The 23,909-nt window shown below is 69.8% G+C and carries 12 protein-coding genes; 6 read left to right on the top strand and 6 right to left on the bottom strand.

The window, feature by feature from the left end; genetic code table 11:
* The first annotated feature begins 8 nt into the window (after nucleotides 1–8).
* From BS329_RS36965 to BS329_RS36980, 4 genes are all read left to right on the top strand, one after another.
* Nucleotides 9–14,840 carry a non-ribosomal peptide synthetase gene (locus BS329_RS36965; RefSeq protein WP_076167643.1) on the top strand — a complete coding sequence of 4,944 codons (14,832 nt, stop codon included), beginning with the start codon at nucleotides 9–11 and terminating at the stop codon, nucleotides 14,838–14,840.
* A complete protein-coding gene (locus tag BS329_RS36970) occupies nucleotides 14,837–16,078 on the top strand; it encodes an MFS transporter (RefSeq protein ID WP_084750688.1) in 1,242 nt (413 codons plus the stop codon). Before BS329_RS36965 ends, BS329_RS36970 begins: the two co-directional genes overlap by 4 nt.
* 17 nt (nucleotides 16,079–16,095) lie before the next feature.
* Nucleotides 16,096–16,293 (top strand): MbtH family protein, encoded by a 198-nt coding sequence (locus BS329_RS36975; RefSeq protein ID WP_076167647.1) that lies wholly within the window; start codon nucleotides 16,096–16,098, stop codon nucleotides 16,291–16,293.
* A gap of 372 nt (nucleotides 16,294–16,665) precedes the next feature.
* Nucleotides 16,666–16,899: a DUF6480 family protein gene (locus BS329_RS36980; protein WP_076167648.1), complete on the top strand. Its 234-nt coding sequence runs from the start codon at nucleotides 16,666–16,668 to the stop codon at nucleotides 16,897–16,899.
* Here the strand turns inward: BS329_RS36980 and BS329_RS36985 are convergent.
* On the bottom strand, nucleotides 16,886–17,614 hold the full coding sequence (locus tag BS329_RS36985) for a dienelactone hydrolase family protein (protein WP_076167650.1): 729 nt from the start codon (nucleotides 17,612–17,614) through the stop codon (nucleotides 16,886–16,888). The genes BS329_RS36980 and BS329_RS36985 overlap by 14 nt on opposite strands.
* A gap of 10 nt (nucleotides 17,615–17,624) precedes the next feature.
* A complete protein-coding gene (locus tag BS329_RS36990; RefSeq protein WP_076167684.1) occupies nucleotides 17,625–17,969 on the bottom strand; it encodes a hypothetical protein in 345 nt (114 codons plus the stop codon).
* A 91-nt stretch (nucleotides 17,970–18,060) separates the two neighbouring features.
* Between BS329_RS36990 and BS329_RS45300 the strand changes: the two genes are divergently transcribed.
* Nucleotides 18,061–18,336 (top strand): hypothetical protein, encoded by a 276-nt coding sequence (locus BS329_RS45300; protein WP_208619347.1) that lies wholly within the window; start codon nucleotides 18,061–18,063, stop codon nucleotides 18,334–18,336.
* Between the two features lie 122 nt (nucleotides 18,337–18,458).
* On the opposite strand, the gene BS329_RS36995 is transcribed toward BS329_RS45300, so the two are convergent.
* From BS329_RS36995 to BS329_RS37010, 4 genes are all read right to left on the bottom strand, one after another.
* Complete coding sequence (locus BS329_RS36995; RefSeq protein WP_076167652.1) at nucleotides 18,459–19,076, bottom strand: CGNR zinc finger domain-containing protein; 618 nt, start codon at nucleotides 19,074–19,076, stop codon at nucleotides 18,459–18,461.
* The gene (locus BS329_RS43615) at nucleotides 19,069–19,233 is read right to left on the bottom strand and encodes a hypothetical protein (RefSeq protein WP_158075866.1); all 165 of its coding nucleotides are present in this window, start codon (nucleotides 19,231–19,233) and stop codon (nucleotides 19,069–19,071) included. Before BS329_RS43615 ends, BS329_RS36995 begins: the two co-directional genes overlap by 8 nt.
* Nucleotides 19,234–19,349: 116 nt before the next feature.
* Nucleotides 19,350–20,489, bottom strand: a complete 1,140-nt coding sequence (locus BS329_RS37005) for an MFS transporter (RefSeq protein ID WP_158075867.1) — start codon at nucleotides 20,487–20,489, stop codon at nucleotides 19,350–19,352.
* Nucleotides 20,490–21,144: 655 nt separating this feature from the next.
* Nucleotides 21,145–22,803 carry a DUF2079 domain-containing protein gene (locus BS329_RS37010; RefSeq protein ID WP_076167655.1) on the bottom strand — a complete coding sequence of 553 codons (1,659 nt, stop codon included), beginning with the start codon at nucleotides 22,801–22,803 and terminating at the stop codon, nucleotides 21,145–21,147.
* 272 nt (nucleotides 22,804–23,075) lie between these two features.
* On the opposite strand from BS329_RS37010, the gene BS329_RS37015 reads away from it, so the two are divergent.
* The gene (locus BS329_RS37015) at nucleotides 23,076–23,312 is read left to right on the top strand and encodes a hypothetical protein (RefSeq protein WP_143253361.1); all 237 of its coding nucleotides are present in this window, start codon (nucleotides 23,076–23,078) and stop codon (nucleotides 23,310–23,312) included.
* Nucleotides 23,313–23,909: the final 597 nt, after the last annotated feature.

Consider the following 23,909-nt stretch of genomic DNA (forward strand, 5'->3'; position numbering starts at 1 on the left):
ACATCACCATGACCTCGTCCCGACAGGACCGCATCGCGGCACTGCCCGCCCACCTGCGGGAGGTGCTGCGAGCGCGGATGGCGGGAACGGCCACACCGGCGCCGGAGATCCCGGCCGCCGCCGACCGTTCCCGCCCGATCCCGCTCTCGCCCGCCCAGCGCCGGCTGTGGTTCCTCAGCAGGCTGCGCCCGGACGACTCCGAGTACAACAGCGCGTTCGCCTTGCGCCTGACCGGATCGCTCGACCGTGCCGCGCTGGCCACCGCGCTTCGCCTGCTGGTCGCCCGGCACGAACCGTTGCGCACCACCTTCGACGAGGTCGACGGCGAGGGCGTCCAACTCGTCCAGGCTCCGTATGACGTCGCCTTGCCCGTCGTGGACGTCTCACCCGAGGATCTCGAAGACGTCCTGCGAGCCGAGTACACGCGGCCGTTCGACCTGCGCCGTGGTCCGCTGCTGCGCGCGGCCCTGGTCCGGCTCACCGAGACCGAGCACGTGCTGCTGGTGTGCGTGCACCACATCGCCACCGACGGCGCGTCGATGGGCGTGCTGACCGAGGAACTCGGCCTCCTGTATCGCGACGGGGAGGGCGCGGACCTGCCCGCGCAGCCGGTGCAGTACGCGGATTACGCCGTCTGGCAAGGAAACCGGCCGCTCCGCGGTGCCGGGCTGGACTTCTGGAAGGAGCAGCTCGCCGACGTCTCTCCGCTGGAGTTGCCGACCGATCGGCCGCGGCCCGCGGTCCGGAGCACCGCGGGAGCGGTGCGGGAGTTCGCCGTCCCCGCGGAGGTGTCGGAGCGGCTGGCGGAGCTGGCCCGGTCTTCGGAGACCACGGTGTTCACCGTGCTGCTCAGCGCCTGCCAGGCGCTGTTCGCCCGCTACACCGGGCAGGAGGACATCGCGCTCGGCACCGTCGTGCGGGGCCGCGAACGGCCGGAACTCGAACGCGTCGTCGGCTTCTTCGTCAACACGGTCGTCCTGCGCACGGCCGTGGACCGGTCGGCGTCGTTCACCGAACACCTGACCAGCACGAAGCAGACCGTTCTGGACGCGTTCGGCCATGACGACGTCCCGTTCGACGCGGTGGTCGACGCCGTGCGGGCAGGCCGTGATCCCGGCCGCAACCCGCTGTTCGACGTCATGGTGCTGCTGCATTCCGCCACCGGTGGCGGGCCGGAGTTCCCGGGACTGGCCGTGGAACCGGCGGACGTCGCGCGAGACTCGGCGAACTTCGACCTCTCCGTGGAGTTCGAGGAGTCCGGCGGCAAGCTCGCGGGACTCTTCGAATACAGCACCGAACTGTTCGACGCCGCCACCGTCGACAGCCTCATCGGACACCTGCTGCGGCTGCTCGCCGGGATCGCCGCCGACCCCGGCCGCCGGATCGCCGACCTGCCGCTGACCGGCGACGCCGAAGATCGGCGTCTGCTGGACTGGGGGAGAAGCGGGCTGGAAGTGCCCGCTGCGACCATCGTGGATCTCCTCGACCACCAGACGCGGACCCGGCCGGACGCGACCGCGCTGGTCTGTGGCGACGTCCGGCTGACCTTCGCCGAACTCGCCGTCCGCAGCGACGCGCTCGCCGGGGAACTGGCCGCCCGCGGTGCCGGTCCGGACCGGGTCGTCGCGGTGCTGCTGCCGCGTTCGGCGGACGCGATCGTCGCGTTGTTCGCCGTGCTCAAGGCGGGCGCCGTCCATCTGTCGATCGACCCGGGGCTGCCACCGGAGCGGATCCGGGTGCTGCTGGACGACACCCGCCCGGTGGTCGTGCTCGAGGAAATCTCCGACGGCACCACCGGCCACCCGAGACCGGCCGCGCCCCGGCTTTCCGACGCCGCGTACGTCATCCACACGTCGGGCTCGACGGGCACGCCGAAGGGCGTCGTCGTCGAGCACGCGGCCCTGGTCAACCTGCTGGCCAATCACCGCGCCGTGTTCGGCAGCGATCCCTTGCGGGTCGCGCTGACCGCCACGCTGTCGTTCGACACGTCGTGGGAAGGCCCGGTGCTGCTGGCGGACGGCCACGAGCTGCACGTCATCACCGAGGACACCCGTCTCGACCCGGCCGAGCTGACCCGCTACGTCCGGGAGGAGCGCGTCGATTTCCTCGACGTGACGCCGTCCTACCTACGGCAGTTGCTGCCGGCCGGGCTGCTGGACGGCGACCACCGGCCGCGGTTCCTGATGGTCGGCGGCGAGGCCCTCGACGAGGATCTCTGGCGTGAACTCACCGCGTCCGACACGGCCGTCCACAACTACTACGGGCCCACCGAGTCCACTGTGGACGCCACGAGCGCACTGGTGGCGGGCGAGCGGCCCCTGATCGGCAGGCCGCTCGGGAACGTCACCGCCTACGTCCTCGACGAGTGGTCGCGGCTCGTTCCGGCCGGGGTCCCGGGTGAGCTGTGCCTTTCCGGTGCGCAGCTCGCCCGCGGGTACCTCGGCAGACCCGGCCTGACCGCGGACCGCTTCACCGCGGATCCGTTCGGCCCGCCCGGAACCCGGCTCTACCGCACCGGCGACCGCGTCCGCTGGATGGCCGACGGACAGCTGGAACACCTCGGCCGCGTCGACGAACAGGTCAAGGTACGCGGCTTCCGGATCGAACCGGGCGAGGTCGAAGCCGCCCTGCGTGCGCAGCCGGACGTCACCGACGCCGCGGTGGAAGCGCGCGACGGCCGTCTGGTCGCCTACGTCGTCGGCGACGCCGATCCTGCCCGGTTGCGGACCGCGTTGACCGGGGTCCTGCCCGGCCACCTCGTGCCCGCGGCGTTCGTCGCCCTCGACCGGCTCCCGCTGACCCGGCACGGCAAGCTGGACCGGCGCGCCCTGCCCGATCCGGAGCAGACGTCCTCCACGCCGTACGTCGCTCCCCGGGACGAGCGCGAGCGGCTGGTGACCGATATCTGGTCCGAGGTTCTCGGCGTCGAGCAGGTCGGCGCCGACGACGACTTCTTCGACCTCGGCGGGGATTCCCTGCGCGGGATCCGGGTCGTCGCGCGGCTGCGGGACGCGCTGGGCGCCGACGTGCCCGCCCGGCTGGTGTTCACCGCGCCCACCCCGGCCAAGCTCGCCGCGCGACTTCCGTCCGCCACGGCGTCCCGGGCGGTGATCCCGCTGCTGCCCCGTGACGGCGGCCGCTTCGAGGCACCGCTGTCCTTCGCCCAGCAACGTCTGTGGTTCCTCGACGAGTTCGAACCGGGCAGCACCGAATACGTGTCGCCGACCGCGTTGCGGCTGCGGGGCGAGCTGGACGCCGGCGCGCTGAACCGGGCACTGACCGCGCTGGTCGCCCGGCACGAATCCCTGCGCACCACCTTCGCGACCGTCGACGGCCGCGGTGTCCAGGTGATCCATCCGCCGTACGCCGTCGAGGTCCCCGTGTCCGACGGCGACCTCGACACCGCGTTCGCCGCCGCGACCGGTCCCGTCGACCTGCACGACGGCCCGTTGCTGCGGGCCGCGCTCACCAGGCTGGCCCCCGGCGATCACGTGCTCACCCTCGTGCTGCACCACATCGTCACCGACGGCTGGTCCTCGGGCGTACTGCTGGGCGAACTCGCCGCTTGCTACACCGCGTTCGTCCGCGGCGAGGACCCGCTCCTCCCGCCGCTGTCCGCGCAGTACGCCGACTACGCCGTCTGGCAACGGGAACGCCTACAGGGCACCGAGTTCGACGCCCAGCTCAGCTATTGGCGTCACCGTCTCGACGGGATCCCGGCGCTGGAACTGCCCACCGACCGGCCTCGTCCGGCCGTCCGGACCAAGAACGGCGCCCTGCACGAATTCAGCGTTCCCGCCGGCACCACGGCGCGGCTCAAGGAGCTGTCCCGCCGCCAGGGCGGCACGCTGTTCATGACCCTGCTCGCCGCTTCCAAGCTGGTGTTCGCGCGGTGGTCGGGGCAGGACGACATCGCGGTCGGCACCGTCGTTTCCGGCCGTGAGCGCACCGATCTCGAAGGGCTGATCGGCTTCTTCGTCAACACGCTCGTCCTACGGTCCACAGTGGACTTGAACCGGGGGTTCGACAGTTTCCTTGGCGAAGTGCGAGACACCGTCCTGGACGCCTTCGCTCACCAGGACGTGCCCTTCGACCGCGTCGTCGACGACCTCCAGCCCGAACGCGACACCAGCCGGACCCCGCTGTGCCAGGTGCTGGTCGTCGTGCACAACACGCCGGACTCCCGTCCGTCGATGTCCGGCGTGGACGTCGAGGAACTGGCGCCCCCGGTCGTGACCGCCGGCTTCGACCTCACGATCCACTTCCAGGAGACCGCCGGACACCTCGACGCGCTGGTCAACTACAACACCGATCTCTTCGACGTCGCCACGATCGAACGGCTGACCGGCTGGCTCCGGCTGCTGCTCGACGGCATCGCGACCGCACCGGAGCAGCCGCTCGGGAAGCTGCCGTGGATCAGCCCCGCCGACCACGACCGCGTCCTGCTGGAGTGGAACGGCAAGGCGGCCGCGCGACCGGCGCCCGCCCTGCACGAACTCTTCGCCGCACAAGCGGCCCGCACCCCCGGCGCCGTCGCGGTGACGAGCGGGACCACCGAGCTGACCTATGACGAACTGGACCGCCACGCCAATCGCCTCGCCCACCGGCTGATCGCCGAAGGAGCCGGTCCGGAGCGGCTGGTGGCGCTCCGGCTGCCGCGCTCGGCCGACCTCGTCGTCGCGGTGCTCGCGGTGCTGAAGACGGGCGCGGCGTACCTCCCGATCGACCCCGCCTACCCGCGGGCGCGGATCGAGGCGACGCTGGCGGACGCGCGCCCGGTCGGCGTCGTCGACTCCGTCGAGGCGGCCGAATGGCCGGAGACGGCTCCGGAAGTGCAGGTCGCGGCGGAGAACGCCGCCTACGTCATCTACACCTCCGGTTCCACCGGCGTGCCCAAGGGTGTGCTGGTCCCGCACGCGAACGTGACCCGGCTGTTCTCCTCGACCGAACACTGGTTCGGCTTCGGCGACCAGGACGTCTGGACGCTGTTCCACTCCTATGCGTTCGACTTCTCGGTCTGGGAACTGTGGGGCGCGCTCCTGCACGGCGGCAGGCTCGTCGTCGTCCCGCAGGACGCGGTCCGTGAACCGGAGGACTTCCTGGCGCTGCTTGCCGAGCAACGGGTGACGGTCCTCAACCAGACGCCGTCGGCGTTCTACCGGCTGAGTGCCCTGTCCTCGCCACCGCTGAGCCTGCGGTACGTGATCTTCGGCGGCGAGGCGCTGGACCCCGCGCGGCTGGCGGAGTGGTACCGGCGGCATCCGGACGGGCCGCGGCTGGTCAACATGTACGGCATCACCGAGACCACGGTGCACGTGACCTATCGGTCGCTGGAAGCCGGAGGATCCGGCGCGGTCGGTGTCCCGATCCCGGATCTGCGGACCTACGTGCTCGACGCCGGCCTCACGCCGGTGCCGCCCGGTGTCACCGGTGAGCTGTATGTCGCGGGCGCGGGACTGGCTCGCGGCTACCTCAACCGACCCGGCCTGACCGCGTCACGCTTCCTCGCGGATCCCTTCGGCGCGCCCGGAACCCGGATGTACCGCACCGGCGACCTGCTGCGCTGGACCGCCGACGGTGAGCTGGACTATCGCGGCCGGGCCGACCACCAGGTCAAGATCCGCGGGTTCCGGATCGAACCCGGCGAGATCGAAGCCGCTTTGATCGCGCATCCCGACGTCGACGCGGCCGCCGTCGTCGTCCACGGCACGGGAGACGCCCGGCGTCTCGTCGCCTATCTGACCGGGGCCGTGCCGGGAACCACCGCACTGCGCGAGTTCCTCGGCCGCACGCTGCCCGCGCACATGGTGCCCGCGGTGTTCGTCGCGCTGGAACGGCTGCCGCTCAACGCCAACGGGAAGCTCGATCACCGGTCGCTGCCGGAGCCGGGCGTACGGACCGAGAACCGTCACGTGGCCCCGCGCGACGAAGTCGAGGCCGTGCTGGCACAGGTGTGGTCGGGGGTACTGGGTGTCGACAGGGTCGGCGTCGAGGACAACTTCTTCGGCCTCGGCGGGGATTCGATCCTCAGCATCCAGGTCGTCGCCGCGGCCCGGCAGGCGGGGCTGGCCTTGACGTCCAAGGACCTCTTCCGCAACCAGACCATCGCCGAACTCGCCACCGTCGCCCAGCCCGACGCGCCTGTCGCGCCGGTCGAGGACAAGGGCGGGCCCGCCCCGCTCGGCCCGATCCAGTCCTGGCTGTTCGAGCAGCTGGACGAGCCGTGGCGGCTCACCATGTCCGTGCACGTCGTCCTGTCCACAGTGGACGTTCCGAAACTGATCACCGCGCTGAGCAGGGTCGCCGAGCGGCACGACGCGCTGCGCCTGCGCTTCTCCCGCAAGGACGACGGCTGGGAGCAGGAAGCCGTGCCGGTCGAGTCCGCCGACCTTCTCCGTCAGGTCGATCTGTCCGAAGTGGACGACGTGACCGAGGCGATGCACGCCGAAGCGGTACGGGCACAGACCTCGCTTGACATCGTCACCGGGCCGCTCTGGCGTGCGGTGCTGTTCACCTTCCGGGACCGGGCGCCGCGGTTGTTCCTCACCGCCCACCACCTCGTCATGGACGGGGTGTCGTGGCGGATCCTGCTGGCCGACCTCGAACGCGCTTATCTCGGCGAAGCGCTGGAACCAGTGCGAACCTCTTTCACATATTGGGCGCGTGCACTGGACGAGCACGTGAAAATGGGACACCTCGACAAGGAAACCTCGTACTGGGAAACTTCCTCTCGCGGAGCGCGAACGGATATTCCGGTTGACCGTTCGGGCCGTAACGCCGCGAAGTCGGAGCGCGGCGTCTCGGTGTCACTTGGCCGGGCCGAGACCGCCGCGCTCCTTCGCGACGTTCCCGACGCGTACCGGACCGAGGTCAACGACGTCCTGGTGAGCGCGCTGGGCCGAGTGCTGTCCGAGTGGACCGGCAGGCCGCGGATCGTGCTGGCCATGGAAGGTCACGGCCGCGAAGAGATCGCCGGGCCACTCGACCTTTCGCGGACGATCGGCTGGTTCACCGCGCAGTACCCGCTCACGCTGACCTTGCCCGAGGGTGACTGGGGTGACGTGCTCAAAAGCGTCAAGGAACAACTGCGCGCGGTTCCGAACAAAGGCGCCGGATTCGAGGCCTTGCGTTACCTGAGCCATCCTGACGCACCAGGTTCCGCCTTGCGCGCGGCTGGCGTGCCGCGGATTTCCTTCAATTACCACGGCCGCTGGGATATGGGAAGCACCGCCGAAGGATGGTTCCAAGGGCGAGGTGAAAGCATCGGGCAGGACACCGACCCGGAAAGCGTCCGCCCGTATCTGCTCGACGTCATCGGTGTCGTCGAAGGCGGGGAACTGCATCTCACCTGGCAGTACTCGGACGAGGTGCACGAGGAAGACACCGTTCGAGCGCTCGCCGAAGCCATGCTCGACGCCTTGCGCGGCATCGTCGCGCACTGCGCCGGCGCCGGTGGTCGCACGCCGTCGGACTTCCCGCTGGCCCGGCTCGGCCAGGCCGACGTCGACCGGCTCGCCGGGGACGGCCGCGACGTCGAGGACATCTATCCGCTCACGCCGTTGCAGACGGGCATGTTGTTCCACAGCCTGGTCGACACCGGTTCGAACGCCTACTTCGACCAGTTCCGGCTGCGCCTGACGGGAGTGAGCCATCCGGAGGCACTCGCCGAAGCATGGCAACGCGTCGTCGACCGGACGCCGATCCTGCGCAGCAGTACCGCGTGGGAAGGCATGGACACACCGGTCCAGCGCGTCCACCGCGAGGTCCGGGTCCCGGTCGGGCAGCACGACTGGCGTGGGCTCACCCCGGGCGAGCAGCAGCGGGAACTGACGAAACTGCTGGCGGACGACGTCGCGGCAGGGATGGATCTGACCGCGCCGCCGTTGATGCGCCTGGCGATCGCCCGGGTCGCCGACAGCGAGGTCCAGCTGGTGTGGACCTCGCACCACGTGCTGCTCGACGGCTGGAGCACGGCGCAGGTCTTCGGTGAGGTGTGCGAGCAGTACGCGGCCATCGTCGAAGGCCGGGCGGCGCGGCTGGTTCCCCGCCGTCCGTTCCGCGACTACCTGGCCTGGCTCGACGTCCAAGACCACACCGAGGCGCTGGACCAGTGGCGTGCGGTGCTGGACGGCTTCACGACACCGACGCCGCTGCCTTACGACCGGCAGCCCCGAGAGGTCCACCGCGCCGAATCCGCGGAAGCCGTCCTGGTCGAACTGTCCCCGGAGGAGTCCTCCCGGCTGCACGAGATGGCGAAGGGCGCCGCGCTGACGGTCAACTCCATCGTGCAAGGCGCCTGGGCGTTGCTGCTTTCGCGCTACAGCGGGGAAACCGACGTGCTGTTCGGCGCCACCGTCTCCGGCCGCCCGGAGAGGATGCCGGGTGTCGAAGCGATGATCGGCATGTTCATCAACACCGTCCCCGCCAGGGTGGAGATCCGCGGGCGGGAATCCGCCGTCGACTGGCTGCGGGAACTGCAGGCGGCACAGGCCGACGCCCGCCGGTACGACTTCCTCGCCCTGTCCGAACTCCAGGCGCTGACGGCGGTGCCCGCCGGGACCGCCCTGTTCGACACCGTCGTGGTGTTCGAGAACTACCCGATCGAGGACAGCGGGCAGGCCGACGTGCACGTGCTCGACGTCGATTCGCTGGACACGACGAACCTCCCGTTGAACCTCACCGCGTACCTGCACGACAAACTCGGCCTCGAGTTGTCGTACGACCCGCGGTTGTTCGACACGGCCACGGTCCGTCGGCTGGGGGACCAGCTCGCCGGCTTCGTCCGCGCCATCACCGCGGACCCGGAGTGCCGGCTCGACGCGCTTTCCCCGCTCACCTCGGGCGAACTGCGTGGCCTGGTGGCCTCGGGCAGCGGCCCGGTGATCGACGTGCCGCCGGGCACGGTCCTGGACGTCTTCGAGGCGACGGTCGCCCGCGTGCCGCACGAGACCGCGCTGGTGTTCCGCGACACGGCCCTCGACTTCGCCGAACTCGACGCCCGCGCGACGCGGCTGGCGCGGGAACTGACCGCCCGCGGTGCGGGTCCGGAAGAGGTGGTGGCCGTCGCACTGCCGCGCTCGGCCGAAGCCGTCATCGCGATCCTCGCGATCTTCAAAGCGGGCGCGGTGTACCTCCCGATCGATCCCGACCTGCCGGAGGAACGGAAACGGTTCCTGCTGGACGACGCGCGACCGGCGGTGGTGCTGGGCGAATCGGAGCACGTTCACGGGACCGCGGACGGGACGCGGGCGAGTGTCGACACCGCCGCCTATGTTATCTACACCTCGGGCTCGACGGGCACGCCGAAGGGCGTCGTCATCGAGCACCGCGGCCTGATGAACCTGCTCGCCGCGCACCGTCGCGTCTTCCTCACCGAGGAACGACAGCGGGTCGCGCTCACCGCCTCGTTGTCCTTCGACACCTCGTGGGAAGGGCTGCTGGCGCTGATCGACGGCCACGAACTCCACGTGATGGACGACGAGACCCGGCTCGATCCCCGTGCCGCCGTCGACTACGTCCGCGACCACCGGATCGACCTGCTCGACCTGACCCCGACCTACCTCCAGCAGTTGATGGACGCCGGTCTGCTGACCGGCGGACACCGGCCCGGCACCATGCTGGTCGGCGGCGAGGCGACCGGTGAGCGGCTGTGGCGTGAGCTGGTGGAATCCGGCGTCACCTCGTACAACTACTACGGGCCCACCGAAGTGACCGTCGACTCCGTCCACACCCCGGTGACGGGGGAACGGCCGCTGATCGGCCGTCCGCTGGCCAACTTGCGGGCGTACGTCCTCGACGCGTCCGGCTCGCCGGTACCGGCCGGGATGCCGGGCGAGCTGTTCCTCGCCGGTGTCCAGCTGGCCCGCGGTTACCTCGGCCGTCCCGGGCTGACCGCGGACCGGTTCGTCGCCGATCCCTTCGGCCGGCCGGGCACCCGCATGTACCGCACCGGCGACCGCGTGCGCTGGACCGCCGACGGGCAGATCGACTATCTCGGCCGCGTCGACGACCAGGTGAAAATCCGCGGTTTCCGGGTCGAACCCGGGGAAGTGGAGGCCGTGCTGCGGCGGCATCCCGCGGTCACCGACACCACGGTCGCCGCGCGCGACGGGCGGCTCGTCGCCTACGTCGTCGGCGGCACCCAGGGCCTGCGGGACTGGCTGCGGGACCGCCTGCCGGACCATCTCGTCCCGACGGCGTTCGTCGCCCTCGACGCGCTTCCCTTGACCCGCAACGGAAAGGTCGACCGCCGGGCCTTGCCCGCGCCCGGCAGGGACACCACCGTCGAGTACGTGGCACCGCGGACCCGGACCGAACACCGCCTCGCCGGGATCTGGGCCGAGGTGCTCAAGGTCGACCAGGTCGGCGTCACGGACAGCTTCTTCGAACTCGGCGGGGACTCGATCCTCAGCATGCGGATCACGTCACGGGTGCGTGCCGAACTGGGTGTCGACATCTCGCCACGCGCGCTGTTCACCACGCCGACACTCGGCCGGTTCGCCGCCGCGTTGCCGGACCATCGGGCCGAGACGCCGCAGATCCCGGCCGTGGCCCGGGATGGTGCTCTTCCGCTGTCGTTCGCCCAGCAGCGGCTGTGGTTCCTGGACGAGTTCGAGCCGGGCGGTGCTGAATACCTTTCGCCAACGGCGTTGCGGTTGCACGGCGAACTCGACCTCGGCGCTCTCAACCAGGCACTCGACGCTCTCGTCGCCCGGCATGAATCGCTGCGCACGACCTTCGACGCCGTCGACGGCCGCGGCGTCCAGTACGTCCACGAGCCCTATCACGTCGACCTTCCGGTCGAGCACTTCGACGAGGACACGCTGGCGCGAGAGGCGTCGCGGCCATTCGACCTGCGCACCGGCCCGCTCCTGCGCGCCAGGCTGTTCCGCCGGTCGTCCGACGAGCACGTCCTGCTGCTGGCGCTGCACCACATCATCACCGACGGCTGGTCGTCGGGCGTGCTGGCCGCCGAACTCGACGACTGCTACACCGCCTTCGCCCGCGGTGAGGAACCGCGGCTGCCCGCCCTTCCCGTGCAGTACGCGGACTTCGCGACCTGGCAGCGCGAACAGCTCGACGGCCCTGAACTCACCGGGCAGCTGGACCACTGGCGCGAGCGGCTCACCGGACTCGAACCGCTCGAACTGCCCACCGACCGGCCCCGCCCCGCGGTGCGCACGGTGGAAGGCGACTGGCTCGGCTTCGACGTCCCCGCCGACGTCACCTCGAAGCTCCGGGAACTGGCCAAGGGACAGGACGGCACGCTGTTCATGGCACTGGTGGCGGCCTGCCAGGTGCTGCTGGCCGGCTGGACAGGCCAGGAGGATGTCGCCGTCGGCACCGTCACGGCCGGACGGGACCGCGCCGAACTGCAGCGCCTCATCGGGTTCTTCGTCAACACCCTGACCCTGCGGTCCACAGTGGACAAACAACGGTCGTTCCGGGAACTCCTCGCCCAGGTGAGGGAAGTGGTGCTCGACGCGTTCGCCGACCAGGACGTCCCGTTCGAACGCGTGGTGGACGCCGTGCAGCCGGTCCGCGACCCGAGCCGGACGCCGCTGTTCCAGGCCATGGTGGTCCTGCAGAACACCGGCGACCGGCCCGGCACCGGCGCGCTGGTCGCGGGGGAGGAGCCGCTGCCCGCCGGATCGGCGAGCTTCGACCTGCTCGTGCAGTTCGAACAGGACGGCGACGGGCTGAACGGGGCGATCAACTACAGCACCGGGCTGTTCGACGCTGAGACGATCGAGCGCCTGATCGCGCGGCTGCGGACGCTGTTGAGCACGCTCGCCGCCGAGCCGGACCGCGCGATGGCCACCCTGCCGATGCTGCCTTCGGGCGAACTCGAGCAACTGCGGGACTGGAACGACACCACACGACACGTCCCGGCCGCTTCACTGGCCGAACTGGTCGAGGCACAGGCCTGTCGGACTCCCACGGCGTCCGCGCTGCTGTCCGACGACGGCTCGCTGACGTTCGCGGAGCTGAACGCCCGGGCGAACCGGCTGGCACGACTGCTCGCCGAGCGAGGTGCCCGCCCCGAGAAGATCGTCGCGGTCCGCCTGCCGCGTTCGGTGCCGCTCGTGGTCACCGAACTGGCCGTGGCGAAGACCGGGGCCGCGTTCCTGCCCGTGGATCCCGGTTATCCGGCCGAGCGCGTGGAGTTCATGCTGCGGGACGCCGACCCGGTCCTGGTGGTGGACACGGAACTCGACGCTTCGGGTTTCGCGGACACCGATCTGGGCGTGCCGGTCGATCCGGCGCAACCCGCGTACGTGATCTACACGTCCGGATCGACCGGGCGGCCCAAGGGCGTCGTCGTCTCCCATACCGGACTGGCCTCGTTCTCCGCCGCCGAAATCGAGCACTGCGAGGTGCGCGCCGGGGATCGCGTCCTGGCGTTCAGCTCGCCCAGCTTCGACGCGTCGATCCTGGAACTGTGCCTGTCGCTGCCCGCCGGCGCCACGCTCGTCGTACCGCCCGAGGGACCGTTGCTCGGTGCCCCGCTCGCCGACGTCCTGCGGCGGCACCGGGTCACCCACGCGCTGATCCCGCCGGTCGCGCTGGCCACCGTGCCGGAGGCACAGCTGCCGGACTTCCGGACCGTGATCGTCGGCGGCGACACCTGCCCCGCCGCGGTGGTGGAACGGTGGGCGCCCGGCAGGCGGATGATCAACGCGTACGGGCCGACGGAAGCCACCGTCGTCACCTCGTGGAGTGAACCGCTGAGCCCCGGCGGCACCCCGCCGATCGGCACGCCGATCCCGAACACCGAGGTGCACGTCCTGGACACCGCGCTGCGGCCGGTGCCGATCGGGACGACCGGCGAACTGTTCGTCGCGGGCGCCGGGCTGGCCCGCGGTTACCTGAAACGGCCGGGCCTCACCGCCGACCGGTTCGTCGTGAATCCCTTCGGCGCGGCGGGAACCCGGATGTACCGGACCGGTGACCTGGTCCGGTGGACGGCCTCGGGCGCGCTGGAGTTCGTCGGACGCGTGGACGAGCAGGTCAAGGTCCGCGGCTTCCGGGTGGAACTCGGCGAGATCGAAACCGCGCTGCGGAAGCATCCGTCGGTGCGCGACGCCGTCGTGATCGCCCGGGAGATCGGCGGGCACAAACGGCTCGTCGCCTACGTCGTCGGCGAAGCGGCGGACCTGCGCGCCTACCTTGGCGAGACCCTGCCGGACTACCTCGTGCCGTCGATCTTCGTACCGCTGGCCTCGGTGCCGACGACCCCCAACGGCAAGGTGAACCGCGCGGCGCTCCCGGCACCGGATCCGTCCTTGACCCAGGGCGCGGGCTACGTGGAACCGCGCACCGAAACGGAATCGTCACTGGCGAAGCTCTGGGCCGAGGTCCTCGGCGTGGACCGCGTCGGGGCCACGGACAACTTCTTCGACCTCGGCGGCGACTCGATCCTGAGCATCCAGGTCGTCCACCGTGCCCGTCAGGCCGGGCTCGCGATGCGATCGAAGGATCTGTTCACCCACCAGACGGTCGCCGAACTCGCGACGGTGGTGAAGGAGGCCGACACGGCGATCGAGGACCGCGAGGTCGTCGTCGGTGACGTGCCGCTGACGCCGATCCAGCACTGGTTCCTCGCCTCGGAGCCCGCCAATCCGGCGCATTTCAACCAATCCGTGCTCGTCGAACTCGGCGGACCGGTCGACGAGGAGTCGCTGCGGCAGGCACTCGACGCCGTCGTCGCCCAGCACGACGCGCTGCGCCTGCGATTCGAGCGGACCGCGGACGGCTGGACGCAGTACAACGAGCCGGTCGAGCCGAGGTCCGTGCTGAGGGCAGTGCCCGCGGCGGACCTGGACGCCGAAGCCGAAAACGCGCAGGCGGACTTCGACCTCGCCCGGCCACCGCATCTGCGCGCCCTGCTGACGGATCCGGCGGAAGGGGAGAATCCGCGGTTGTTCCTCGCCGCGCACCACCTGGTCGTCGACGCGGTGTCATGGAGCATCCTGCTCGAAGACCTCGAAAACGCGTATCGGCAGATCGAGGCGGGGGAGAAGGCGGACCTCGGGACCAAGACGACGTCCTTCCGCGACTGGGCACACCGGCTGCGTGAATTCGTCGAAGCCGGTGAGCTGGACGGCGAACACGAGCACTGGGCACGTGAACTGCCCGGTCGCACGATCCCGCGCGACCGGACCGACACGCCGCCCGCCCCGCCCGAAGTGGTCAGCGTCGAAATCGACGAACGGGACACCGACGCCCTGCTGCACCTGGCACCCGGCGCCTATCGCACCCGGATCAACGACGTCCTGCTGACCGCGCTCGCCAAAGCACTCACCCGGTGGACCGGGCAGCGATCCGTCGCCGTCGAACTGGAAGGCCATGGGCGCGAAGAGATCCTCGACGACGTCGACCTTTCCCGGACCGTCGGCTGGTTCACCACCCTGTTCCCGGTCGGGCTCACGGTCGATCCGGCCGTCGGCTGGCGTGACCTCGTCAAGGGGGTCCGGAAACAGCTGCGAGCCTTACCCGGCAACGGTTTCGGTTACGGTGCCCTGCGCCACTTCCGGTTCCCTGACCTCCGCGATGCGGCACCGGAGGTCGCGTTCAACTACCTCGGCCAAGGCGATCACGCCGGTGAGGGCAGCGGGCTCTACCGGCGTGCCCTCGCGCCGATCGGCCGGGAGCAGGATCCCGCGAACCGCCCGCCGCACGTGCTCGAAGTGGTCGGTGGCGTGCGGGACGGCAGGCTGGAATTCTCCTGGTACTACCAGCCGCACCTGAACACGGAAGCCACGGTCGCGGCGGTGGCCGCGGACTTCGCCGGCGCCTTGCGGGCCATCGCGGCCGACTGCCGGGGAGACGACGCGTGAGCAGGCTGGGAAAGAACCGTGACTACCGGCTCCTGTGGACCGGGCAGGTCGTCTCCGAGGCCGGGTTCAGTACCGCCATGATCGCCTTTCCCCTGGTGGTACTGGCGATCACCGGATCCGCCGCGCAGTCGGGCCTCGTGGTCGGTGCCGTCGCGATCGCCCAGCTGGTCACCGGTCTGCCTGCCGGAGCGCTCGTGGACCGGTGGCCGCGTAAGCGGATCATGCTCGGCTGTGAGGCCGTGCAGGCGATCGCGGCCGCCGGGCTCGTCCTCGCGCTGTGGTGGGGGAAGGCCGGAGTCGGGCTCCTGGTCGCCGTCGCCGTGGTGATGGGGGTGTGCCGGGCGCTGTTCGAACCGGCGGAGGAGGCGAGCCTGCCTCGGCTGGTGCCGAGCGAACAGGTGCCGGCGGCCGTCGCGCTGAACGCCGCGAGGACCAGCGCCGGGCAGTTGTCCGGGACCGCGCTCGGTGGCTTCCTGTTCGCGCTCGGCCGGTTCGTCCCGTTCGTGTTCGACGTGTTCACCCACCTCTTCGCGTTCGTGGCGCTGCTGTTCGTCCGGCTCCCGGACCGGACCACCGCGGCCGCCCGGCCTCCGGCGCATCTGGGCCGGGAGATCGTCGAAGGACTGCGGTGGGTGTGGGGGCAGCCCCGGTTGCGCGTCACGACGTTCTGCGTGGTCAGCCTGAACCTGTTCTTCTCGGCCTACTACCTGGTGATCATCGTGCTGGCCAACGACCGCGGCATGCCGTCCGGCGAGATCGGTGTGATGGCGGCGATGCTCGGCGCGGGCGGGATTCTCGGTGCCTTGGCCGCACCGTACCTGCATCGCAGGATCAGCCCTTATCTGCTGATAACCGGGGTGTTCTGGGCGCTGACCGTGCTGACGCCGCTCGCGATCTTCGTGCACAACGGCTACCTGATGGGGCTGCTGTTCGCCGCGATCGCGTTCCTCCCGCCTGCGGCGAACACGGCCATCGGCACCTACCAGTTGCTGAACACCCCCGACGAACTACGCGGCAGGCTGGGGGGAGTGCTGGGCGTGACCGGCGGGCTGGCAGCCGCGCTCGGCCCGGCGTTCGGCGGCTGGCTCGTCGACGCGTTCCCCGGCCCGCCCGCGGTGCTCGTCTGTGCGGGCGCCATCGCGGTCGTCACCGTGGTGACCGCCGTCAATCCCACCCTGCGCGGCTTTCCCGCCGCGTCCGAACCGGTCGAAGTGACCGCCGCGACCAAACCCGAATAACCGAGAAAGGAAACCCGATGGACGACAACGCCACTTTTCAGGTCCTGGTCAACGACGAGGACCAGCACTCGCTCTGGCCGGCGGACAAGGAGATCCCGGACGGCTGGCGCCCGGAAGGCAAGACAGGTACCCGACAGGAATGCATGGACCACGTGGACGAGGTCTGGACCGACATGCGTCCCCGCAGCCTGCGTGAGCGTATGGCGGCCGAGTAGCGGCTACCGGGCTTTTGCCCGGGCGATGAGAAGGTTCGACGCTCGACACGGGCACGCCTCAGTCCGCGAGTTCCCTAGCTGCTGATCGTGCCCGGGGGGCAGCGGCGCCGGCTGTTGGTGCGCCACATCGTGATCGTGTACTGCTCGGTCAGGGCGGTACACGATCACGCAGGCCCCACCTCCACCATGCATCCGGCCATCGACCGGCTGATCGCTTGAGGACCGGCGCCGTCTCGCGCGTGAATCGTTCGTGGACGGGCCGCACGGATCCAGCCTGGATTCCCGAACGATGTTCCCCAGCTCGGCTGACAGGGGTTTCATCGCCTGGGTTCGGGTACCCGCACGGTGAGACCGACTGAAGGAGCACCGGCGATGACAGCCAAGCCGCCCGACCCGGAACCCGAGAAAACCCACCGCGAACCAGGAGGTGGAGTCTCGCCAGGTGAGACGCCACCCGACTCGGCTCAGACGTCCGGGCTCTCGCACCCGCAACCGATGCCCTCCAAGGCGATGCCGGTCGCCTGGCTGATCCTCATCGGTGTTCTCGTCGTCCTGGCGAGCGGGTTCGTCGTCGCGCTGGCGCTGGGGTGGCTCAAGCTGGGCTGACCAGGGGCAGGCATTCGCCGAGCAGGCCGACGACGTCGCGCCACGCCCGTTCCGCGTGCCGCGCGTGGTAGGCGACACCCGGGAGCACGGTGTGGTCGACCGTGGGGTGGTGGAAGGCGTGCTGGGCGCCGCCGTAGACCACGAGCCGCCAGTCGACGCCCGCGTCCTGCATTTCGGCGGTGAACGCCTCCCGCTGCGCGGGCGGCATGATCGGGTCTTCGGATCCGACTCCGGCCCAGACCGGGCAGCGGATACGCGCCGCTTCGCCCGGACGGCCCGTGGTCAGCGCGTTGATCGTCCCGATCACGCGCAGGTCGACGCCGTCCCGGCCGAGTTCCAGCGCGATCGCGCCGCCGGTGCCGTAGCCGATGGCGCCGATCCGGCCGGGGTCGGTCCGTGGCTCCGACCGCAGCACGTCGAGGGCCGCGTGGCCGATCTCCCGCATCCGGTCCGGGTCGGCGAGCAGGGGCATCGCGTACGCCAGCATTTCGTCGGGGTCCGAGAACCAGCGTCCGCCGTTGATGTCGAAGGCCAGCGCCACGTACCCCGACTCGGCGAGCGCGTCGGCCCGGCGTCGCTGGAAATCGTTCAGTCCCGGCCCTTCCGGTCCGATCAGGACCGCGGGACGGCGGTCGGTTCCTTCCGGGAGCGCGAGGTGCCCGACCATCGTCAGTCCGTCGGCGGGGTACTCGACCGTGCGTGTGGTGACCGGCATGAACCGGACTCTAATGATCGTCGGGCCCGGCCGGGCGGGTGTTCACGGACAGCGGAACCGCATCGCGCGGTCCGTCCACTGTGGATTCCGCGACCCGGGAAGGGATCAGCCGGAACAGTGCCATCGCGCTGATCATGCTGACGCCGCAGATCGCGGCCAGGTACCAGGTGATGCCGGTGGTCGAGCCGGTGGTGTTGAGCACCGCGGTGGCGATCATCGGAGCGAGACTTCGGGTCGCCACCGGCTGGGTTACGTGCAACTCGGCGACGGCCCCGACCACGGTGCCCTGCCTGGCCAGCGCGTCGAGCAGGACGAGGTGGCGGAATTTCAGTCGGCCGTCCAGCAGGCGAGGCAAACCACCGCGTTCCCGGGCGCCGCCGGAACCGACGAGATCTACATCCGACCGCTGGCCGCTTTCGGTGACCGCTTGCGCTCGGCCGGAGCGGATGTCCGCTCGTATCGTCTGGACTGGCGGCCCGAAGGGTCCGAGTTCGGCGCCACCCACTGCCTGGACCCTGCCGCTGCTGCTCGGCACCGAGCGGGCGTGGCAGGACAGCCCGATGCTCGGCAAGATCCCGTGGTCCGAGGTCGACACCTTCGGCGCCGCCCTCCGCGCCGTCTGGGCGGCCTTCGCCCGCACCGGCACCCTCGACCCCGCTCCCGTCGCCGGCCACCCCATCCGGTTCGACCGCCGCGTGTCATCCGGCTCCAGGCACGCGTGATCCGATGACGATCCCGGCGCGTCCATGAGATTCCGCCGGACTTGGTGGACAGACCCTCCGAGCACACGACGGCCGAGTCGCGGATCTGGTTCGCCGTGGATGGTGACGACGCCGCACACGAGTCATCCCTTCCTGGCGGTGGAGCCGCGTCGGCTGGTCTTCTCCCACGTACCGCAGGCACTCATGCTGCACCACCGGCGGGACCCGTTCTTGCTGGTGTCGTAGAACAACCAGCCGCAGCTGCCGCCATGTCCGAGGCACTCCTTGATCCGGGTGAAGTCGGCGTTGATCGCCGCTTCCACGGCGGAGCGGGCGACCGGCCAGAGAACGCAGTCGAGTTCACCGCGAGGTGACCAGCTCCAGTTCAGGCCCGTGGGGGTCGAGACAAGGTCGGCGCGGCGCATGGCCTCGGCGTATGCCTGCTGGAGATGGGTGAGCGACGGACGTGGGGGCTCATCACCCTGGGCGATGGCGGCGAAGACCGCGTAGACGGCTTCGCGTAGTTGTTTGGCGCGCGAAAGAGTGTCCTTGGCGGCTTCGGGGTCACGTTGGACGCGTTTGCGTAGCAGACCCGCGCGGTTCGCCCCGATGGTCCCGGCGTCCGCGGACCACTCGACGAGGCTCGCGAAGTCCGTGAGATGGTCGTGGCTGGCCTTGTCGGCACGGGTCCGTCGGGGGCCGACGGTGTTCGCGAAATCGAGGCACACCAGGCCACCGATGTGCTCCAGTGGTTCAGGCATCACGATCCTTCCCGGCAAGCGCGGCGGTGGTGCGCAGTGAGGGCAGTCGCCGGAACCGTACGTCGCTGACGTAGTGGCCGAGCCAGGCGAAGTCCGGGCTTTCGGTGGTCAGGTGACTCAGCCGCCGACCGTCGATGTGTGGTTCTGTGCAGAACACTTGTCTGAAGGTCCGGTTTTCGGCCCCAGCGAGTTCGCTCAGCCGATCCAGTCTCGCCCGGTCGTACATCAGTGGTGCCTCAGGGCATGGGCCTTCGCGAAAAGGGTGTCGAGCAGTCATTGCGTCTCTTCCGATCGGTTGCGGGAGTGTCGTGGCAGAGCCGCCAGTGTGGCGAGGGCGAGCAGGGTGGCGATGGCGAAGGCGCTGGAAAGCCCGGCGCTGTCGACGACGAGTCCGAGCGCGGAGGGGCCCGCCACGGCACCGAGGGTGATGAAGACGACCACCACGCTGAAGCCGCGGGTGGGATGGTCTGGGAACACCATCGAACTCCACACCGACAGCAGCGTGCCGCCGACCATGAAGCCGCATCCGTAGAGCACAGCGGAGGTCAGTGCGAATCCCCAGCCCGCGGGCGCGAGCCACAGAACGGCGGTGGAGAGGGACAGGACGAGCTGAGTGGTCACGAAGGTCGCACGGAGGCCGTGAAGTTGCACGAAGCGGCCCGTGAGCACCCCGACCGTTCCCGCGACCCCGATGACTGTCCACAGTACTGGGGCGACGCGTTCGTCTCCGTCATTGGCCGTCGCGACCGCGACTCCGGCGAACGACCAGTAAACCGCACCGATGAGCCCGGATGACGTGGCTGCCACGAACAAGGGCCACGCGCCCCGCCTGCCGACCAGGGCGCGCCACTGAACCGGCTCCCGTGGTCGTGCGCGGTTCACCGGCGCGGACGGCAGCGCGCGGATGTTCCACGCCATCACGAGGAAAGCGACCGCCGCGGCACCGAGCCAGACCAGCCTCCATCGGGAGTCTGTGGCGAAGAAGGCGGCTGGGCCGGCGAGCACGACCCCGAAGGTCGTGCCGGTGCTGATCATCGACAACGCGTGCGTCCGCCCGCTGGGTTTCACGGTGTCTTGGACGAGGTCGGAATACGGCGTCCAGACCCAGCCCGGAGCCATTCCGGAGACCGCGACTCCCACGGCAAGGACCCAGGTGCCGGGAGCCACGGCGATGAGCAGCATCCCGGCACCGGCGCAAGCCAGCCCGATCGCGATCGGCAGCCGCGGTGACCTCCGGCCCGCCCACCGGCCCACGACGCCGAGAGCGAGCAACTCGCCCAGATAGCCGATGCTGGTCACGGCTCCGAGCGCGCCGGCGGACCCGCCGAATTCGGCTTGGAAGCGCGGGAGGAAGAGGCCATACCCGTAGCGGCCGAAGCCGTAGGTGACCGCGAGTGTCGCCAACCCGGACAAACCGAGAAGCCACGGGCCCGCACGACCGCCATCCACGTCTCGTGCCGGGGTGACTGCTGATCCAGTGCGCATACTGTCCGTCTACCCAGCGAAGGCTCACTCACGCACCGCCTATCAAGCTTTCACCGGATTGGAGTAACGATCGTCAAAAGAGGAGCACAACATGGTGCGAAGTAACCAGATCTACTGGTTCTGACCGGGCCATTACTCTCCGGACAGGCATTCTGCACCGGCAATCGCTTTTACAGCGGTGAACGACCGTGTGCATCTCTGGATCGGTGTGGTCCCGCGCAGAGCGGATTTCGCACTGTGTCGAGCGGTGCACGCGCGGTCGGCTACCTGCACGGGGCGGACGCGGTCCTCGCCGCTGCTCTGGAAATACAGGCCGCGGACGTCCCTGTGTGCGAGGCGATCGCCGAGCGGGGCGCGCGTCATGTCCTGGGACGCCGCGCCAGCGGCTCTGCGGATCCGTCATCGTGGGGGGGAGAGAGACGCGTCCGCTGCTGCAGGGTGTCCGGTCGACCACCTGGGAGCCACGTCGCGACGAGATCCCTCACCAGCCGTGCGTCGCCCGCGATGATCGCGAACGGGCAGATCGACTTCGTCCTCTTGGGAGCAAGGATCGATCTGGGCGGGGATCTCGGCGATCAAGCGCCTACCGGCCCGGCAGAGTCGAGACCTTGTGGAACTTGCCCGCTTCGACGGCGATCACCCCGCCGATCGCCGCTCCGGGTGGTGCGACCGCCTGCCAAGCCGCCCCTTCGGGTGCCGGGGTGTTCGTCTTGGCCATTGACGCCGGGAGTCCGACGATGCCGCCGCCGAGGACGACGTCGTTCTGGTCGACGACGAGGACGCAGTCGGCTCGGGTACCGCCGATGATGGCCCATCCGCTGAGAAGGGTGTCCCCGGTCAGCGCGGTGCCCACTTCGCCGCGTGTGTCGCCGGTCTCCGTGGCGAGAGGGAGAGGCGCCGCTGTGGGCAGACGGCTGCCGAGTTCGGCGCCTCCGCAGCCGAGGGTGAAGGTGTCGTTGAAGGGATAGGCGCCGAGCGAGCGGGCCGCGGGGGCGGCGGCGCGCTGGATGTGCAGGGCGTCGAGGACGTTGGGCGCGTCGACGCGCAGGGCGATGGCGGCGAGGTTGAGAGGACCGTAGTCGTGCCGGACGCGTTCTGCTTTGGCGCCGCCGATGGCGTGCGTGACCAGTGCGACGGTCACGGTGACGATCAGCAGTTGCCGTAGAGGCCATTGTGGACGGTTGATGGCCACCAAGGCCAGTAGCGCACAGGTGGCGAGCGCGCCGATGACGACGTACCGGCTGATCAGTCCGACGTTGCCGCCGGGCACCTGGTCGGTCGTCCGGCCCATGGCCAGCATGCCCGCGAGCAGGGCGGCATAGGTGGCGAGCGCGATCCAGCCGGCGACTCGAGGACTCGCTTCACGGACAAAGTAGGCCAGTGCGGCGATGGTGAGCCCGCCGGCGATCACCGCGACGGCGGCGGCGTCGGCCGACCACAGCCCGCCGAGTGCCGCGGCGAGGACGGACAGCCTGCCGTCGGGGTCGAACGCCGACGTGGCCAGCGAATGCTGGCCGGACGGCTTGGCCAGAAACCAGGCCACGACAACGAGAATGCCGATCACGCCGGGGATCAGGACGCGCGGCCGGGAGTCTTTGCGCAGCCAGGCGATCAGCGCCAGGACGAACCAGATCGGCAGTGCCACACCGAAACTGAGACAGCCCAGTGCCGCCGCGGCCCCGGCCGCCCAGCCGAGTCCACGGTGGGCACAGGCGATCGCGAGCACGCAGAAGAAGACCGCGGGAACCCAGCTGATCCCGTTGGTGCCCTGCAACCACAGTTCCGCGGCGTGGGAGCTGAAAAGTAACCACGAGAAGCCCGTCAGGACGACGGCTTTCGTTATGGTGGAAAGAGAATTCGGAATCATCGAGTGGAGCAGGGCCACGATCCCCGCCACCAGCAGCACCGTGAGCACGGTCAAGATCCGGTTGTCCCCGCCGAACCACGCCGCGTCCGCCCAGAACAGCAGCGACGGCAGGACGAAAGGCTGGTCGAGGTGATAAGTGAATACCTGACCGAACAGCAGATCGCCCTTGTCGTCGGTGATTTTGGCCAATACGTGCCAGTAATCGAGCAATACGTGCATTCTCGGCGCTCGTGCGGCGGTGAACAGGGCCAGCCCGAAGGGGATGAACGCGAAAATCCACAGCAAAACCGGCCCGGAGCGTCGCCATGGACGACGGTGCGCGGAATGTGGAAGCTCGTCCGAGGCCGCGGGACGAGCGAGGACGTGCTGGTTCACGGATCTCCTGCCGGGAATGGGGGAATACGCAGTCCGGAGAGGTTGTACCGGGTTGAGTGGTTTGCCCGATTCAACCTCCGAATATGCTGTGACCACTGTCTTTACGGGACCTGTCGGCGCTTGGCAAGAGTGAGGTTCACCTCAAGCGGTGATGTAACGACGACGTATGGTCGCGACGATCAAACGGCTCGGTCGGGCGGGTCATCCGCTCGATCACGCCCGATTCCCGACAGGCCGAGGGCGAGTTTGCTTCGACGGCGTTCGCTGTCGTGATGAATGGGGTGCGGTTCGTGTTCCTGTTGCGCCGTGACTGGCGCAACACCACGCCCGCGTGGCGCACGGGAGTCATCCGCAACCCCGCACCGGGCGCCGCCCGGCGAATCCGGATCGACTACTACGAATTCGATCTCACCGCCCAGCTCGAACTGCACTGGACCACACCTGTGCCGCGCACCTTCCGAAGGGCCCTGCACCGGACTGCTGCACCGATGCGGAGTGGCGGACCCTGATCTCACGGGCTACTGATCGCGGCGCCGCCTTTGACTACGAGGCCGCGGGCTGGGCATCCTGCGCGGGCGCGCCCATCTACTCGCCGGGTGGGGAGCTGGTCGCCGCCCTCGGTGTCGCAGTGATCGACGCCGGACGGCTCGCCCCCTTGGGCAGCGCCGTGCACCGTGCCACGAACATGATCACCGCCAACTTGGCGCGACCTCACCTACGGCTATGCCCCTGACGGAGCTGTGGGCCGAACCCGAAGGCGGGGTCGAACACCACTGCATCGCGTTCACCGGCAGGCCTCAACAGCGCTCCTGCGGTCCAATCTCTACCGCTACGACAACGCGACCAAGGCCGGCACCGATACCCTCCGCTGCGACTCCATCCGCCGACACGTACTCACCACCACGTCCGAGCCACCGGTCACTTGCAGCCGTGACGTCACCAACCGCATCACGACCCGGACGGCCCAGGAGAACGGCGAACCCCCGAAGATCACCCGCTACGGCTCCGCCGCCGCTGCCGGTGGGCCTGACTTCATCCTCGACGGGGCAGGAGACCTGCGGCAACGGGCCCTGAAACCGCCGGTCGGAGTAACCGCGAGCGGGGTC

The sequence above is a fragment of the Amycolatopsis coloradensis genome, assembly GCF_001953865.1.
Taxonomy (GTDB): domain Bacteria; phylum Actinomycetota; class Actinomycetes; order Mycobacteriales; family Pseudonocardiaceae; genus Amycolatopsis; species Amycolatopsis coloradensis.